General features: G+C 42.9%; 12 protein-coding genes. 5 read left to right on the forward strand and 7 right to left on the reverse strand.

The genetic code is table 11. The features are described 5' to 3' along the window. The first annotated feature begins 4 nt into the window (after positions 1 to 4). The 4 genes from VTAP4600_RS13800 to crp all read left to right on the forward strand — a co-directional run bounded on the left by VTAP4600_RS13800 (position 5) and on the right by crp (position 3,159). Positions 5 to 982, forward strand: a complete 978-nt coding sequence (locus VTAP4600_RS13800) for a hydrolase (protein WP_102523320.1) — start codon at positions 5 to 7, stop codon at positions 980 to 982. A 129-nt stretch (positions 983 to 1,111) separates the two neighbouring features. Continuing rightward, on the forward strand, positions 1,112 to 1,324 hold the full coding sequence (locus VTAP4600_RS13805) for a YheU family protein (protein WP_102523321.1): 213 nt from the start codon (positions 1,112 to 1,114) through the stop codon (positions 1,322 to 1,324). 89 nt (positions 1,325 to 1,413) lie between these two features. Beyond that, positions 1,414 to 2,283 carry a phosphoribulokinase gene (locus VTAP4600_RS13810; RefSeq protein WP_102523322.1) on the forward strand — a complete coding sequence of 290 codons (870 nt, stop codon included), beginning with the start codon at positions 1,414 to 1,416 and terminating at the stop codon, positions 2,281 to 2,283. A 243-nt stretch (positions 2,284 to 2,526) separates the two neighbouring features. Continuing rightward, complete coding sequence (gene crp / locus VTAP4600_RS13815; RefSeq protein ID WP_102523323.1) at positions 2,527 to 3,159, forward strand: cAMP-activated global transcriptional regulator CRP; 633 nt, start codon at positions 2,527 to 2,529, stop codon at positions 3,157 to 3,159. A gap of 178 nt (positions 3,160 to 3,337) precedes the next feature. Here crp and VTAP4600_RS13820 read toward each other — a convergent pair whose 3' ends face one another. The 7 genes from VTAP4600_RS13820 to VTAP4600_RS13850 form a co-directional block, all read right to left on the reverse strand. Then, the gene (locus VTAP4600_RS13820) at positions 3,338 to 4,135 is read right to left on the reverse strand and encodes a DUF1338 domain-containing protein (RefSeq protein ID WP_102523324.1); all 798 of its coding nucleotides are present in this window, start codon (positions 4,133 to 4,135) and stop codon (positions 3,338 to 3,340) included. Between the two features lie 234 nt (positions 4,136 to 4,369). After that, entirely contained in the window at positions 4,370 to 5,827 is a 1,458-nt protein-coding gene (gene astD, locus VTAP4600_RS13825; RefSeq protein WP_102523325.1) for a succinylglutamate-semialdehyde dehydrogenase, read from the reverse strand. A gap of 25 nt (positions 5,828 to 5,852) precedes the next feature. Then, positions 5,853 to 6,872, reverse strand: a complete 1,020-nt coding sequence (gene astA / locus VTAP4600_RS13830; RefSeq protein ID WP_102523326.1) for an arginine N-succinyltransferase — start codon at positions 6,870 to 6,872, stop codon at positions 5,853 to 5,855. A 111-nt stretch (positions 6,873 to 6,983) separates the two neighbouring features. Continuing rightward, complete coding sequence (locus VTAP4600_RS13835) at positions 6,984 to 8,204, reverse strand: aspartate aminotransferase family protein (protein ID WP_102523327.1); 1,221 nt, start codon at positions 8,202 to 8,204, stop codon at positions 6,984 to 6,986. A gap of 376 nt (positions 8,205 to 8,580) precedes the next feature. Then, complete coding sequence (locus VTAP4600_RS13840; RefSeq protein ID WP_102523328.1) at positions 8,581 to 9,159, reverse strand: aminodeoxychorismate/anthranilate synthase component II; 579 nt, start codon at positions 9,157 to 9,159, stop codon at positions 8,581 to 8,583. 166 nt (positions 9,160 to 9,325) lie between these two features. Continuing rightward, positions 9,326 to 12,658 carry an ExeM/NucH family extracellular endonuclease gene (locus tag VTAP4600_RS13845; RefSeq protein ID WP_102523329.1) on the reverse strand — a complete coding sequence of 1,111 codons (3,333 nt, stop codon included), beginning with the start codon at positions 12,656 to 12,658 and terminating at the stop codon, positions 9,326 to 9,328. Positions 12,659 to 12,681: 23 nt separating this feature from the next. After that, entirely contained in the window at positions 12,682 to 13,755 is a 1,074-nt protein-coding gene (locus VTAP4600_RS13850) for a porin (RefSeq protein WP_102523330.1), read from the reverse strand. An 808-nt stretch (positions 13,756 to 14,563) separates the two neighbouring features. On the opposite strand from VTAP4600_RS13850, the gene VTAP4600_RS13855 reads away from it, so the two are divergent. Next, positions 14,564 to 17,512, forward strand: a complete 2,949-nt coding sequence (locus tag VTAP4600_RS13855; RefSeq protein WP_102523331.1) for an ExeM/NucH family extracellular endonuclease — start codon at positions 14,564 to 14,566, stop codon at positions 17,510 to 17,512. The last annotated feature ends 12 nt before the right edge of the window (positions 17,513 to 17,524 follow it).

The following is a 17,524-nucleotide window of genomic DNA, read 5'->3' on the forward strand; positions in this document are numbered from 1 at the left end:
TATGATGACTTCATTCAAAGCGGCCACTGGCCTGCGTAATCCACACCTGCAAACCATTTTACCCCGAGTCATACGCCGCAAAGCGCTGTTTGCTCCTCATAACGAGAGGCTAACGCTGCCTGATGGTGATTTTGTTGATCTTGCTTGGAGTCTTGACACAACCTCTGAACTCGCTCAAAACAAACCCGTCTTTGTGCTATTCCACGGCCTAGAAGGCAGCTTTAACAGCCCTTACGCCAACGGATTAATGAATGCGTTTGCCAAACAAGGTTGGCTCTCTGTCATGATGCATTTTCGTGGTTGCAGTGGTGAGACAAACTTAAAGCCTCGCGCTTATCATTCAGGGGAAATTGAAGACGCTCGCTATTTTTTAACGCAGCTTGAGCAACGTTTCCCTCAGCAGAAAAAAGTCGCGGTAGGTATTTCTTTAGGTGCCAACATGTTAGTGAACTATTTAGCACACTATCACCTAAATCCGATTTTAGATGCCGCCACCATAGTATCGGCACCACTGTCTCTTGATTCATGCGCTAAACGCATCGAGCAAGGGTTTTCTAAGGTGTACCGCAACTACTTGTTAAGCTCGCTAAAACGTAATGCGTTAAAGAAACTGCCTTTGATCCAGCAAGTTTTACCTATCGAGCCTGAACAGATAGAGCAACTCAAGCGGTTAGAAGAATTTGACGATTTGATCACTTCCCAGTTACATGGTTTTGATAACGCTCAGCACTACTACCAACAATGCTCTGGCATCCGATGCTTAGATCAAATCAGCATTCCAACTCGGATCATCCACTCGAAAGACGACCCTTTCATGACTGAAGACGTGATCCCTAACTTTCCACTACCCGAGCATATAAACTACCACCTATTAGATCACGGTGGTCATGTCGGCTTTCTAACAGGCAGCCTCATAAAGCCAAGATTCTGGTTAGAAGAAACCTTACCTGAATATTATGAAGTACTAAAAGCGAGGTGCTAAAAGCTAAGTTAAGAGCTAAGTATCGTTTATACTTCGCACCTACTACTTTAGCTCTAGCTTTTTATACTTAGCTTTTAGTACTTAGTATTTCGCACTTCGCTTTTAGCACTTCACATTTAAGAGATATTTATGATCGTTCCATGGCAACAAATTGACCCTGATACATTGGAAAACCTAATCAAAGAGTTTGTACTAAGAGAAGGGACGGACTACGGCGAGAGCGAATTTAGCTTGGAACAAAAAGTCGACCACGTAAAGCAGCAACTCTCGAATGGCCAAGCCGTCGTGGTATTCTCTGAGCTGCATGAAACCGTGAATATTCAAGTAAAGCCACAGTACTAGATTCGGTTTATCGAAAGATTTTCCCTACACTGACTTAACCCTATGTTAAAATAGGCATAACAAGTACGTTACTCAAGACAAGGTCTGTCATGTCAGCAAAGCACCCAATCATTGCCGTAACCGGTTCATCTGGAGCGGGAACCACCACAACCTCTGAAGCTTTTCGCAAAATGTTCAATATGATGGACATCAAAGCCGCTAAGGTTGAAGGGGACAGCTTCCATCGCTTTACACGCCCAGAAATGGACATTGAAATTCGTAAAGCGAAAGAGCAAGGTCGTCATATTAGTTACTTTGGCCCACAAGCCAATGACTTTGCCGCTCTTGAGCAGTTTTTTCGACGTTATGGTGATGAAGGTACAGGCGAAGTTAGGCGCTACCTGCACTCATTTGATGAAGCCGTGCCCTACAATCAAATGCCAGGGACTTTTACCCCTTGGCAGGAATTGCCTGAAAACACCGACGTCATGTTTTATGAAGGGTTGCACGGGGGTGTGGTCGATGGAGACATCAATGTCTCTAAACACGTCGATTTCCTCATTGGCATGGTTCCGATTGTAAACCTAGAGTGGATTCAAAAATTTGTTCGAGATACTCGTGATCGAGGCCACTCTCGTGAAGCCGTAACCGACTCAATTGTTCGCTCTATGGATGACTACTTAAGCTACATTACGCCACAGTTTTCACGTACTCATATCAATTTTCAGCGAGTCCCTACAGTAGATACATCTAATCCATTGAACGCAAAAGGCATTCCGAGTTTAGATGAAAGTTTTGTTGTTATTCGATTGCGCGGCATGAAAAACGTAGACTTCCCATACCTACTATCAATGATTGAGGGGTCATTCATGTCCCGCCATAACACCCTTGTGGTACCCGGTGGCAAGATGAGCTTTGCCATGGAATTGATCGTTCAGCCTATGCTTGTCCAATTGATTGAAACAGGCAAGATCGGTTGATTTTCATACTCAGATGAAAATTCATGTTCAAGGCGTGATCATGTGCACATTTTTGCTTAGAAAATCACGGTTGTGGCACGATCAAAGTCAAGAAATCGTTTCCGAAACACGCTACTATTTGTTACCGAACACGAGATAGCTTGCAGCACGACATCTATCGCCCTATTCAAAACAACCAGTTTATAATCTGGCTCAGTTGATACGGAAGCTGCTGAGCAAGCCCTGCAGAGGAAGAGAGATATTATGGTTCTAGGTAAACCTCAAACCGATCCAACATTAGAGTGGTTCCTTTCACATTGTCATATTCATAAGTACCCATCAAAAAGTACTCTGATTCATGCTGGTGAAAAAGCCGAGACTCTGTACTACATTGTGAAAGGTTCTGTTGCCGTACTTATCAAGGATGAAGAAGGCAAAGAGATGATCTTGTCTTACCTTAACCAAGGCGACTTTATCGGTGAACTTGGTCTATTTGAAGAAGACCAAGAGCGTACCGCATGGGTACGTGCTAAATCCCCTTGTGAAGTAGCAGAGATTTCTTTCAAGAAATTCCGTCAACTGATTCAAGTTAACCCTGACATTCTTATGCGCCTTTCTGCGCAAATGGCAAGCCGTCTACAAACGACTAGCCAAAAAGTGGGTGACTTAGCATTCCTAGACGTGACTGGTCGTATTGCTCAAACGCTACTTAACCTAGCGAAACAACCTGACGCAATGACTCACCCAGACGGCATGCAAATCAAGATCACTCGTCAAGAGATTGGTCAGATTGTTGGCTGTTCACGTGAAACTGTTGGCCGTATCTTGAAGATGCTTGAAGAGCAGAACTTGATTTCAGCACACGGTAAAACAATTGTGGTTTACGGCACACGTTAATCCGTCGTATATATCGATGTAAATAAAAACCACCAACGGCAACGTTGGTGGTTTTTTTATGGGTTACGGGTTACGGGTTACGGGTTACGGGTTACGGGTTACGGCAGATTTTACTAATGCCTACCTCTTTGCAACTCCTTATCTTCTTCCTATAACCTGTAGAACGAAGTTCGTCCTGTTACCTATCTCCATCCGTACTTTCAAAGATTTTATCAGCAGAAGCCGCGACAAACCCTTGATACAAGTCGCCATCGGCCATTGGGTAGCGCTTAGCGAACTCATAGAAGCCACCAGGGATAGTCTCAGAGCCATTAATAAACTCAACAGAGACTTTATCAGCCATGGTTGAAGACTGCTCTAGCAACACCTCTGGAGAGCCCTTAACTTCACCACCCGACTCATTGATCGTGAAACCAGCATCACGAAGGTGTGTATTCACATCCGACACTTCCTCAAAGCGATTCAGCTGATTGACGCTAACCGTAAAGTGGTTCGCGCCAAACCCATGAGCGGCTAGCCAACCTGCGTATTCGCTTTCTTTTGCCAGCAATAGATAATCGTCGTGACTCAAAGACCAACTCGTACCCGAGTACAAGAAATCACTTGAAGCAAAATGATTAACATCCAGTTGATCCACCAGAGACTTCACAATGGCTTGCAACTGCTCAGAACATTCATTCACTTTTAATTCGCTAATGAAGACTTTTGGTTGCAGCGGGTCGGGGTGTTCGTAGTGACGGGCATAGAGTTTTTTACTGACAAACTCATACTCCCCTGCTTGCTCGTAACCTAAATCCAAAAACGGTTTAGCCAATGTATCAATCCGAATTGGATCAATCGCAAACGTACGCAGGGCAATGTGGTCATTGATTAAGGCTTGTTCTTCAGTCAGCAATTGATGGATAGTCTCTGCTGAAGGGCAAAGGCGTTGAATATAGTCTTGCCACAAAGATTGGAATAGCGCATCGGGGGTCATAACAGTTCCTTGTTGTCACGGTGGAGGGCTAAAGGCGAAGTTCTAAAAGCCAAGTGCTAAAAGCTAAGTGCTAAGTATTCACTGCGTTTACTGCTAGAAACGAGGCCGCTTCGCTACGATAAGAGCAAAAGAAACGGCAAAAGCTTTACCTTCTTTTGCTCTTATCGTTTCTAGTTTCTAGTAAGCAAAGCGCATTCTGTAATCGAGTAAGCGCAGCGAATTCTCTACTCTGCTCTAAATCTTCAGGCCTGGGCTCAGGGTTTCGGGCAGCAAGGGCTCTGCGCCTTCCATTGAGGCCATTGGGTAAGCACAGTAATCGGCTGCGTAGAACGCACTTGGTCTTAAGTTTCCTGAAGCACCAGGGCCTCCGAATGGTGCGTCGCCGCTTGCTCCGGTTAGTTGGCGATTGCGATTTACAATGCCAGCTCGAATATGGTCAACAAAGTAATCCCATTCACTATCTTCGGTAGAGATTAACCCTGCAGATAAGCCGAATCGAGTGTCGTTTGCCATCTCGACCGCTTGGTCCAACGTGCTATAACGTACAACTTGTAGCAAGGGGCCAAAATATTCTTCGTCTGGCAACTCAGCAACCGAACTAACATCAATAATACCGGGCGTCACAAATGCCGCTTTCAGGGGTTTGGCCTCCAGGAGACTTTCCCCGCCTAACGACTGTAAATGACTTTGGGCCGACAAGATAACTTGTGCCGCTTGCAAAGACACTTGGCTGCCCATAAATGGCGCTGGCTCAGCAAATGGTTCGTCTACAATAATCTCTTTAGTGGCTTCTACTAACTTCACCAATAGCGCATCACCGCTTTCGCCGTGTGGGACGTACAAGCGACGAGCGCAAGTACAACGTTGCCCTGCACTAATAAACGCGGACTGAATAATGGTATAAACCGCCGCATCTAAGTCACCAAAATGCTCAGAAATAACCATCGGATTATTGCCGCCCATTTCTAGTGCCAGCATTTTGTCTGGTTGACCTGCAAACTGTTTATGCAGGATGTGACCAGTGTTAGCACTGCCCGTAAACAACACACCATCAATGCCTTTGTGGCTTGCAAGCGCTATCCCGGTTTCTTTAGCACCTTGAACTAAGTTAATCACTCCATCTGGTAGGCCAGCTTGTTGCCAAAGTTTCATGACAATTTCAGCCACCATAGGCGTTTGCTCTGAAGGCTTAAACACCACGGTATTCCCCGCAAGCAATGCAGGAACAATATGGCCATTAGGTAAATGTGCAGGAAAGTTGTATGGTCCAAACACGGCCATCACGCCAAGAGGACGATGACGAAGTACGACATCATTACCGGCTACTTGCTTACGCGCCTCACCAGTGCGTTCATGATAAGCGCGGATTGAAATGGCAATTTTCCCCACCATCGCCCCCGCTTCAGTGCGAGTTTCCCATAATGGTTTACCTGTTTCTTGAGCTATCGCTGTCGCAATTTGCTCACTGTGTTCTTTTACCTTTTCACCGAAAGCTTGCACCACCGCTTCACGCTCAGCAAAAGAGAATTTCTTCCAGCTTAAAAAAGCAGCTCGGGCAGATTGAACCGCCAGATCGACTTGTTCAGGGCGTGCTGCTTTTCCTTGCCACACGACCTTATCATTGTACGGGCTAATTGAATTTAAAAGCTCTCCCGTGCCTTCTTGCCATTCTCCGTTGATCCACTGAGTCATGATGTGTCCTTACTGTTTTACTAATTTACTGAGGAAGTAAACGAACGTATTCGCCTTCGGCAACATTCAACGCTTGCGCGACGTCTTGGCTTAAAATGACGCTTTCACTTTCTAAATCAAACGCTGCTTTTGCTGCGGTTGCTCTGAAATGCTCAAATGATGTATTTGCGATTAGGAAATCTTTACTGCTCGAATGTTCGCTGATCACGACCTTGCCTCGGTAGGAATGCTTCACCGACTCGATATTGCGCAGATCACACTCAACCGTTGGGCCAGCGTCAAAAATATCAACATAACCTCTGCAGCTAAACCCTTCATTCTCGAGCAAGCGTAAAGCAGGGCGAGTGTTGTCATGCACCTTACCGATGACAGCCTGCGCTTCTTTGCTCAGCAAGTTAACGTAAATAGGAAGCTTAGGCATTAAGTCAGCAATAAAGCCTTTTTTTCCGATACCGGTTAGGTAATCCGCTTCGGTAAATTCAATTGAAAAGAAGTGCTCTTGTAACCACTGCCAAAAAGGAGAATTACCCTTGTCGTCAGACACACCTCGCATCTCAGCAAACACGGTTTCTGAAAAACGCTCTGGATGCTCTGCCATCATTAGAAATCGGCATTTAGACATTAAGCGACCATTCAATCCTTGGCGGAAATCTGGTCGTAAAAATAAGGTGCAGACTTCACTGCACCCAGTGTAATTATTCCCAAAGGTAAGCAGCTTAACGATGTTGTTCACACCCAACTTTGGCGAAGAGTGAACCACCTTACTGATATGATAGGTATAAAAAGGCACATCCCACCCGATAGAAGCCTCTATACCGGTTGTACCCGCGACTTCTCCGGTTTCAGAATCAAATCCAACCATCAAATACCCTTCATCACCAGGGCCGGTTACATTGGGCTTCGTAAAACTGGTAACGGAGTGATTAATCCGATTGGTTAACAGTTCTTCATTAACAGGTAATGAAGTAAATCCATGTCCCGATTCAACCGCGCACGTATGCAGCGCATCGTAATCATCTTTTGATATAGGGCGAACTACTAGCATCTCAACTCCCTCTGGTAACTGGTAAGTACTAGGTACTAAACTCTAAAAGCGAAGTAAAAACCTTCCCTCCCAGAGCCCAACACCTACCCCTTCAAACTTAGCTTTTAGTACTTAGCCTTTAGCACTTAATTCCGCAATCGCTTTTTCAAGCTTCGCTAGACCTTGTTCGATATCTTCTTTGCTGATCACTAAAGACGGTGTGAAACGCACCACATTTGCACCAGCAACCAAAATCAACAGCCCTTCATTACCAGCGGCAACCAAGATGTCTCGTGCTCTGCCTTGCCACTCATCATTAAGTGCAGCACCAAGCAATAAACCTTGACCACGAATTTCACTGAAAATCGGGTACTTCTGATTAATTCTAGTCAATCCCTCGCGAAATAGGGTTTCGCGCTCTTTAACGCCCGCTAGGGTTTCTGGTTGGCTAACCACATCGACGACCGCTTCTGCTACTGCACACGCTAACGGGTTACCGCCATAGGTAGAGCCGTGTGTGCCCACTTTCATGTGTTTAGACAGTTTATCTGTCGTCAGCATAGCGCCAATCGGAAAACCACCACCAAGCGACTTAGCTGTGCTTAAAATATCCGGTGTTACGTCAATGCCTTGGTAAGCATAAAAATTACCGGTACGACCATTACCTGTTTGCACTTCATCAAAAATCAATAGCGCATTGTGCTCATCACACAATTCACGTACTGCTTGGGCAAACTCAGCGGTAGGAGAAATAATACCGCCCTCGCCTTGCAGGGGTTCCATCATAATGGCGCAAGTACGAGAAGACATGTGCGCTTTAAGCGCTTCAACGTCGTTATAAGGTAAGTGAGTAATATCACCGGGTTTAGGGCCGAAACCGTCTGAATAAGCGGCTTGACCACCAACAGTAACGGTAAAAAAAGTACGACCATGGAAACCTTGCTTAAAGGCGATGATTTCAGATTTTTCTGCGCCATGTTCGTCGGCAGCCCAACGACGTGCCAGCTTCAACGCGGCTTCATTCGCTTCAGCGCCTGAGTTAGCAAAAAAGACTTTTTCAGCAAAGCTTACTTCCGTCAGTTTTTTTGCCAAACGTAACGCTGGCTCATTGGTCATGACATTACTTAAGTGCCACAACTTATTTGCTTGCTCGGTTAATGCCGTAACCATAGCCGGGTGACAATGCCCTAAACAACTCACGGCGATACCACCAGCAAAATCAATATACTCTTTGTCGTTTTGGTCCCAAATACGAGAACCTTCACCGCGAACAGGGATGATTTCCATCGGGTTATAACAAGGAACCATCACCTCATCAAACCAACTGCGCTCTACTTTGTTTTCCATCGTCATCACCTATTCCATTTATTCCAATGCACCGACAAGTAGCCACTTATTACGTGGTGGTATTTTCTACTGATTCCGCATTGTATTTACATTTTATTAACTAATTCAATAGTCATTTGTGCTTTTGCACCCCATACATGGCAGAAAAACATCATGCCACATGACTATTTATGCAGGAAAGTGAATCAATAATGAAGTTATTTCTAAAACTATTTTTTAATTAACGGAAGGAAGCTGAAAGACAAAGGCTTATAAGAGGTCAGCGCTTTATCTTGTGCATAATATTTCAAACGAAATTCGAGTGGAGGTAAAAACAACAGATGTTAAGAAAAGTGATCAATATCGGGTTTGAATATCGAGCTGGTTTTGAGTTTTCCAGCGTTTAACGAGCTAAAAAGTTCGCTAATAGTTCATGCCCTTGTTCAGTTTTAATGGATTCAGGGTGAAACTGAACTGCATCAATAGGGAGTGTTTTATGTTGGTAACCCATTATCTCATCCATTTCACCATTTTCTAATACCGTCCATGCGGTGATTTCGAAGCAATCTGGCAGCGTGTCGGTTTTCACGACCAATGAGTGGTAGCGAGTAACGGTGAGTTGGTTATTCAGTGCTTTAAACACACTTTGATTGGTATGGGTAATACGAGACGTTTTACCGTGCATCACCTGCCTTGCTCGCACAATTTTAGCGCCAAATACTTGCGCTATGGCTTGATGACCTAAGCAGACGCCAAGAATGGGTAATTTGCCTGCAAAATATTCAATCGCCGCAAGTGATATACCGGCTTCGTTCGGTGTACATGGCCCCGGGGATATCACAAGGTGACTAGGGTTAAGCGCTTCAATTTGCTCAATGCTGATTTCATCATTACGCATTACTTGTACTTCCACGCCCAATTCACAGAAATACTGGTAAAGGTTGTAGGTAAAAGAATCGTAATTATCGATGATTAACAACATAAAGGTGATCGTTTGCTTTTATTTAGAGGGCGGTATTGTGCAATAGCCAAAAAGAAAGGCAAGTATAATGTGGATCTAATATAAAAATAAGGCCAGCATGCGCTGGCCTTAAAGCTTTACAGTTTCTTTTCGTTGCAAAGAAGGCTGTTAGAGTAACTTCTTCTGCTTACTGACGACGACGGCGTAGGAAGCCAAAGCCGAACAGAGCGAATAGACCGCCTAGGCCAAATGCACCACCGGAACCACCTGAACCGTCGTATTCTGGCACTGCCGGTTTAGGATCCATAGCGTCCGCTTTAATCACTTCAACAGTCATGCTCTGTTGAGCAATAACTCGCGTTTCTGTTTCCGTTACTGCCGCAGCTTGTGTCACAGCACCACTTTCAACAGCCTTATCACGCTTACCTTTCAGTTTCATCGTAAAAGTATAGGTTCCTTTATCGATACCCAATAACTTAAAGTTCACCGTTTGGTTTTTTGCACTATAAAGCATCTTGGTTGGTAACTTACCAGTAAAGTTTTCAGGCATTGGCGAAACGCTGATTTCGGCTACATCATATTTCTTAACCTTAGCATCAGCTTCTACGCTATCAGGTACGTTTATTACGAATGGAACTTCCAAATAGCCCCCTGTAGCCGTCATTGTCACAGGATTAACGCCAGCTTCTAAGTTAGAATATTTTAACGCGATAATAGCTGAGTCATGATCTGATGAACGATAAGCCGTATTTGAATAGAAAGGATTCAAATCCATTCCTGCTTCCTTTTCATCATCCGTCACTTTTTTGTAATTACTGTAATCAATGACTGACGTTTCTGGTGCATTAATGTGCCAATCAGTAGCATCGATTAAGCGATCTTTTAATGACGGTGTTATTAACATATGATCCAAAGAACCTACTTCTGTTTCATATGAGTAGCTCCAAGGCTTATCTTCTTCTAGCTCAACTGCATTTAAGTATCCATAGGTTTTAGTCAATGTCTGACCTTCATCTTTACCAAACATTGGTCGGCCATTGATATTGGTGTAACTAGATGTCTTCAACACTTTACCCGTAGGGTTACTTGTTAAAAGCAACATTGGATCTTCTTTAGCGTACGAGTTCATATCACCCAATACGACTTGATCGCCACCAATTTTCGCCATCTGCTCGCCAAGTTGATAAGCTGCGGCGACACGGAAGTTCTCACACGACCCTTGATAATCATCATTCTTAACTTTGCTGTACTTATTGGATTTACTAAAATCAGACCAAGTCTCCCAGCCCTGCCAGTCTTCCCAGCATGTAGAACCCTTAGATTTTAAGTGGTTAACTGCTACAGTTAACGTTTTACCAGTATTCAATACCTTAAATGTAGCCGCAATGGTATTACGTTGATAGTTTTTACCTGATTCACGCACCGCACCATCTTGGTCAATCAAGACATTGCCATATTTATCTTCAATTCTTGGAGCATTTTGAGATGGCATTGGGATAACTTTCGCTCCTTGAAGCGAAACTTTACTAGGACGGTAAATCAAACCCGTCGTAATAACATCACCACCAATAGAGTCGAGAGCATCTAGAACGGTATCACCATTAGAATCGAAACCAACAAATGTGTATCGATTGTAGACAGAATCTGCATTACCTTTCTTACTGTATTTTCCCTCAGTAAAGTTGTTATTCACTTTTCTGAGAAGTTGACGAATTGAGCTCAGATCACCAAAACCGTTATTTTCTATCTCCATTAAACCAATCACATCAGCGTTCAAGCCTAAAATAGCTTTTACTATTTTTTCCTCTTGACGTTCAAATTCAAGATCTGTTTCAGCTCCTCGATTTGCTCCATGCTGGTTAGTAGCACCACCGAATGGTGAATTGAAGTAATTCAAAACGTTTTGAGTTGCGATGGTAATAGCGAACTCGTTGTCACCAACTTTAGTGTTCAGAGTTGGTATCTCTTTACGAGGTGTATTTCGTTCAAACTTAGACTTATCGATGGTATTTGTTGGTACCATGCGGTATTCACCGTAGCCATACTGAATAACACCCTCTAAATCAACCAATGAATCGTTCACTCGGATATAGTCTTCCAAATGTGTATTTTTGCCATTTTCAGCACGGAATGCTGGGTAGTATGGAATTTGGCCATTTGGTGCGGGTACATCAGAATCAACAAATAGTAGGCGGTCAGCATTTTCTGCCGCCTGTTTTAACGACGCTTCGCTGCCAGCGACATGATCTTGGTTTGGATGACGATTTACACGCTCGTATGCTAGAACCATATTATTTCGATAGCGATAGTTTGGCAAACCCGCAAAATCAAAGCTAAATGAACGTGTTACGCGCATGTCTTGATCGCCAGTAGCCACTTTATCCATGTCTGACACAAGTTTTACAACCATGCCTTCATAGCGCTCTAAAGTCTTACTGAACGAATCACCATCTTCTGCAATTTTCTCTAACGCAACGGGAGTAATTGATACTGGAGTCGCATTGACGACTTCATAGACATCGTCACTCGTCGGGATCAATGTTGTTTGACTATCCGTATCTTTTTTGTATTGCTTATATTCTTTTACTTTTGCTCGAACACATACTTCTTGGCCAACAAAATCTGCTGGCAAGTCTTTTTTAGTACTTACAAAAATACCTTTGGAAGTAAACTCTCCATGCTCCGAGCTTTCAGCGGAGTCAAAGAGGAAGAAGCCCTTATCTATATCTTTCGTAACAGCACTTACAATGCCTTTAACTAAGTATTCTTGCTCAGATTCATCACTTCCTTCAGCAATCAATGGGGAGCGAAAACCGGCCCCTTGAATATCCGAAATTATCTTGTAATCATATTTACTTTCATCACAAGCTGCTGCTAGCGGAGGAAGAGGAGAATCATCGACCTTAGCAGGATCTCCTAAGCCGCCAAAAGCATCTTTGGCTTCTTTAGACCAGTTACCTTCAGTAAAGGTAGCGCTAGGAGTCGTGATTAATGTATTTCTGCGTAATGTCTGATCTTTCCATGGGTCGTTAGACTTATCACTAAAGCCATAAATACCGACAATATCGTGAACCTTATCTGCATTACCTTTGACATCAGTGCTCAACCAAACAGGATCATCGCCATTAAAAGTTAGAGCGCTATGACTCACCTGCTCAAAACTACCTGACGCGACTATCACCTTATCGCCTCCATTACGCTCTGCATAACGGCGTAAATCTGAACTCGCGCTAGGATCGATGACAACAATACTTTTACCTGGTTGCAAGGTGACACCATCAAGAACCGGACTGCCATCTTTGTTCTGGATAATATTTTTATATGTACTGAAACCTTTAAATAGATATAAGTTTCCAGTTAAATCAAAAGAATTACCACCTAAATTACTAATTTCTATTGCTTTATTGTTTGAGCTGCCTTCAACATACTCAGTGATGATAATATCATTAATACCAGCTAGCGCAGAAGCACTCAAAACACTGGTGATTGCACCTGCCAGTACGGTCATTTTTTTGTTCATTTTCAATTCCTTAATTCCCTGGATTAGAAGTACACACGAGCATATGCGTAGGCACGTTGAGCGGCTTCACCACTGTTGAGCTCTAGTGCAATCACAGAGTCACGAGTTGGACGATAGTTGACACCGTAAGTTTGCCAAGTACGCTCTTTACCCCAGTCATGATCTTTGGTATCCCAGGCAGGGCTTTCTTTATCCCACACTTCATAAGTTTCATAGTTTGCAGAAACAGTCAGTTCCCAAATGTCGGTAAGTGCATATTTTGCCGAGACTAAAGCACCTTTATTTTTAACAGGTTGGTAATTGTTATAGACGTAAACTTTATTTAGAGGATCCGTTCCATCGACGAGCGTTGTTTCAAGTGCAATATCTTCTTCTTCGTAATAACCATTGATACCAATCCAAAGATCATCTGTTGCACGATAGCGCGCTCCAAATCCAGCTAGCTGCTGCTTACCATATTTAGATTTCCCTTGTGAACCAGTACGGCGTTCGTAACCCAACACAGCAGAATAATCATCAGCAAAATAGCCAATGTAACTACTAGTGATATTACCTAATTCAGAACCTGAGTTTGATTTGGCGTAGTAAGTATATGAAGCGCCAACTTTAAGGTCGCCAAAGAAGCGACCTTCATATTTGATGGTTTGATCTTGGTCTCCCGCTTCACCCGTTTCAACAGTAGTATCAAAGGTAAAATCACCCCACTTGTCATAATCATCAAACGCTGTATCGGTCAAGCCAGCCTCTAAGTAATGATTATCAAGAACGTCGTAGCCGATAAAAACTTTATCTATCGCGAGACGCATATCGCCAGAGCCGTATTTCCAGTTCTCACGCTCATAATCGAGCTCTAGACGGAAGTGCATTTTATCTTTGATACCCTTTACGCCCATCGTGGCAAAAGAGTCATCAATATATTCTTTGTCTGCATGAAATTCGCCATATTCGTAGCGAGCTCCAATATGGCCACCAACGCCTACTTCTCCATATAATTTCAGGTAATCGCCATTTTCATTTTCATAGATAGTTGCTGCGTTCGCACCACAAGCAGCAAACAATGCGGACAGCGCGATTGCTATTGCATTCCTTTTAGTCATATCAATATCCTTGTGACTCATTATTTTAGTAATTCTCAATCGATATATTTACAGCAAATATTTGCTGGAAGGTTTTTGCAAAATCTTAAATAATTAGCTCATCAAACAAATTGGATTTATATATAAAAGACCAAAAAAGAGCAGTTCCTGCGCGTCACCTTAATATCAGTAAGGTGAGTGATATTGCCTTTTAACACTAAATAAAGAAGTGAATTGCACAGCCAATGAGAGATCTATCACTTAGAACTTCGCAATATTTAGATACAAAATACAATTTCAACACATTTAGACATTAACTTTAAAAATAATATAACTTAAAGCTAAAAGTTAGAGCTAAGACTCAGTTTTGATTCTCATGATGCTGTATGTAACATCAAGTAAAAAACACTATATTAACCACATGAAAAATAAACAAATTACTTCAACGACCCCGCATATGAAAACACTAAAGTCTCAATAAATGTCGACAATACCCCTTAACAATCACCGTGAAAAAGTAGATAAGACTTCGCATCACACTTTCAACTCAATTTGTTAATAATAAATAAAAAACCTAATAAATAACAATTTTTTGAATATAAATCACAATTATATTGCTCACAGGTAGCACCTACAACTAAAGGTAAAGGTAAAGCTAATTAATAAGGCACTAATACTCACAATGCTATCATTTTCTGTTGAAAAAAGGATTGCGTAACTAAATAACGCCACTCTGTATGAATAATAACCACCCAATCGTTATCATTCATTAATAATAAGATTAACAATAAATTAGTTATTAAAATTTAAGTCCAATAAAGGTAAGAATATGAAATTCAACTTACTCGCTTTATCAATAGGTGCAGTATGCTCATTTGGTGCTCAAGCAAATATTATCATCTCGGAATACATTGAAGGTGGCGGTCACAACAAAGCAATTGAAATTGCAAATACTGGCAGAAGTGAAGCTAATCTGGCGGGCTATCAGCTCGCGACTAAAGTCAGCGGAAAAGGTGATTCAACCAAGCACTACAGTTATCCAAGTGTAGTTTTACAGCCCAATCAAGTATTTGTTCTTACACACAAAGATGCTATTACAGATATTAACGCAAAAGCTGAAGTGGTAGGTGAGGCTGTCATTAATCACAACGGTGATGAAACTTATACCCTTCTTAAAGATGGTGTTATTGTTGATATATTGGGTACAGAAGGAGATGTCGATTGGGGCAAAGATAAAACATATGAACGTAGCGACTTAACCCCTAACCTATCCACAACATTCGATGAAAAAAAATGGAATAAAAAAGCCAAAGACAGTCACACCGATCTAGGATTACTTAATGGTATCGACGCAGGCGAGCCCAACATAGGTCCAAAGCCCACACCACTAACAAGTATTATGAAACTACAAGGCAGCAGTTGGAAATCTCCTTTCACTGACCCCGCCAATGCCAAATACACCTCTGACGAAACTTTTGTGGTTCAAGGCGTGATCACCGCAATTCAAACAAGCAAAACTATTGAACAAGACTTACCGATTGGTTACTTCATTCAAGATGAACAAGGCGACAACAACCCAAAAACTTCTGATGGTATATTCGTAGTAGGCGATATTACAGGCCTAATTATTGGCCAAAAAGTACAAGTAACTGGCCCTGTTAATGAAGATTTTGGCTGGACGAAACTCACGGCAAATAGCGTTGAAACTGTCGGAACTGGCACGATAACACCGACAGCACTCAAACCACTTTCTAGCGACAGCAGTTATGATTTCACCTTGGAACGCCATGAAGGCATGCTGGTTAGCCTTATAGAGGAATCTAATTTAAAAGTAACCCGTAGTTATAGCAAAGACTACGGGCCAGATCGTAACAATATGGTGGCTGCACACGAACGAATTAACGTTCACCCTAACCAAAATTACCTTCCCGGCTCCAAAGAGGCTCAAAATCAAGCCAACTGTAATGAAGATAAACGCATTGTGATCGAGTCATTTGAAAAAGCCCCTATTGGCGTGATCCCTTGGTATCCTGAATTTGCCAAGCAAAGCGCTGTGCCGTTGGAAGATGGCACAACCACGTCAGAGCATTATATTCGTATTGGCGATACTGTTAATGGTTTACAAGGAGTATTGGGTTATTCACATTCCGACTACCGCCTATACGTAACCAATAAGGCGAATCAGCAATCCTTTGTGCGCACACAAGCACGTACGACCAAGCCAACGCTACCAGAAAGCGGCTTACGTATTGCCACTTTTAACGTTCTTAATTACTTTAACTCACCATTTGGTGGCGAAGCCAACCCAACCAGTAAAAGCCGCGGAGCACAAACTTCAGCAGAGTTTGAACGCCAAGGAGACAAAATTGCCAGTGCTTTAATCGCAATGAACGCCGATGCTATCGGTTTAATGGAAATAGAAAACAACGGGTTTGGAGAAAATTCTGCCATTGCACATTTGGTTGAAAAAGTGAATGCTCGCTTACCTAAAGCAGACCATTACGCTTATGTCACCGGAGATAGCGATGGGGATGGCAATGCCGATCGATTCATTGGCAACGGTGCAATAGCAAACCAAGTTATATTTAAACCGACCAAACTAACACTTAGCACCTACCGTATCATCAAAATGCCTGAACAACGTGAGGGGAGCAGCACTACCTCCCAGCGCGATGCGATAACACCAAGCTTTAAAATTAACGGGACAGAGCAACGTATTACCCTATCGGTCAACCATTTTAAATCGAAAGGCGGCAGTTGCTTAGAAGACAACACGGCAGGTAATGACAGCGACTTACAAGGTGCCTGTGAGAACCTACGCATTTCAGCGGCTAAACACCTAGCAACAGAACTAGAAAGCGTTATCGGTTATAAATTGATCTTAGGTGACCTTAATAGCTACGCCAATGAAGAGCCGTTGTTAGTACTTACCAACATTCCTAAAGGCCACAGTGCTACACCGGCTAAAAACACCTTTATTGGTGATACTAACATGGACGAAGAGGCACCAACGGCCATAACCCAATCCTTTAATTATAGAAATCTTATCCAAGAAAAGCACCCGCAAGCCTATAGCTACTCCTATCAAGATACTGTTGGCAGTTTAGATTATATTTTGGCAGATCAAGCTACCGCTGCAAAAGTAGTCGCCGCTGAATATTGGAATATTAACGCCGCAGAATCTACCTTATTTGAGTACCCTGAAAACAAATCAAACAGCTTAACGTCATATACAGATGTGTACAGAGCTTCGGATCATAACCCTGCACTGGTCGTTTTAGAACTCAATTCATCCGTGACTCCACCGAAAAAAGTAACGCCGCCAAATAGGCCTCTAAATCCGCCTAAATCACTCAAAGAGAAACCTGACTCACCAAAGGCTGGCAAGCAAATTAAAGTACTTATGGATCTAACTTCATTAGGCCTGTTTGATCTGCATGTTGGTGACATCGCTAGTTTGAATTTTTCCCAAATAACCAGTTTTAACGCAGCGATGGTCGGCGATATTTCCACTCCTGTTACGTTAACAGAAGGGATGATAGAGCAAGGATGGGTTGAGCTCACCGCACAGGTAAGCAAAAAAGGTAACTATCAAATGAGTAAAGTGATTCAAGGTGCGACGGGCGAAACCTATCAATCTCCAGCGGTAGAGGTAGAGGTTTCCAGTAATGAGACGAACGAAATAGGAAGCACGAGCAATTCAGGAGGCTCAACTGGACTTCTTAGTTTACTCGCTCTCGTCGGTTTAACCATTTCACGCAGTAAAAAACGTAAGTAACGCCAACTCAAT

Origin of the sequence: Vibrio tapetis subsp. tapetis (assembly GCF_900233005.1) — a bacterium.
GTDB lineage: Bacteria > Pseudomonadota > Gammaproteobacteria > Enterobacterales > Vibrionaceae > Vibrio > Vibrio tapetis.

Bases quoted from the DNA above. Each gene is read 5' to 3' on its own strand.
- astD (WP_102523325.1), bottom strand. From the start codon at position 5,827: ATGACTCAGTGGATCAACGGAGAATGGCAAGAAGGCACGGGAGAGCTT.
- astA (WP_102523326.1), bottom strand. From the start codon at position 6,872: ATGCTAGTAGTTCGCCCTATATCAAAAGATGATTACGATGCGCTGCAT.
- VTAP4600_RS13810 (WP_102523322.1), top strand. From the start codon at position 1,414: ATGTCAGCAAAGCACCCAATCATTGCCGTAACCGGTTCATCTGGAGCG.
- VTAP4600_RS13840 (WP_102523328.1), bottom strand. From the start codon at position 9,159: ATGTTGTTAATCATCGATAATTACGATTCTTTTACCTACAACCTTTAC.
- VTAP4600_RS13855 (WP_102523331.1), top strand. From the start codon at position 14,564: ATGAAATTCAACTTACTCGCTTTATCAATAGGTGCAGTATGCTCATTT.
- VTAP4600_RS13850 (WP_102523330.1), bottom strand. From the start codon at position 13,755: ATGACTAAAAGGAATGCAATAGCAATCGCGCTGTCCGCATTGTTTGCT.
- VTAP4600_RS13835 (WP_102523327.1), bottom strand. From the start codon at position 8,204: ATGACGATGGAAAACAAAGTAGAGCGCAGTTGGTTTGATGAGGTGATG.
- VTAP4600_RS13800 (WP_102523320.1), top strand. From the start codon at position 5: ATGACTTCATTCAAAGCGGCCACTGGCCTGCGTAATCCACACCTGCAA.
- crp (WP_102523323.1), top strand. From the start codon at position 2,527: ATGGTTCTAGGTAAACCTCAAACCGATCCAACATTAGAGTGGTTCCTT.
- VTAP4600_RS13845 (WP_102523329.1), bottom strand. From the start codon at position 12,658: ATGAACAAAAAAATGACCGTACTGGCAGGTGCAATCACCAGTGTTTTG.
- VTAP4600_RS13805 (WP_102523321.1), top strand. From the start codon at position 1,112: ATGATCGTTCCATGGCAACAAATTGACCCTGATACATTGGAAAACCTA.
- VTAP4600_RS13820 (WP_102523324.1), bottom strand. From the start codon at position 4,135: ATGACCCCCGATGCGCTATTCCAATCTTTGTGGCAAGACTATATTCAA.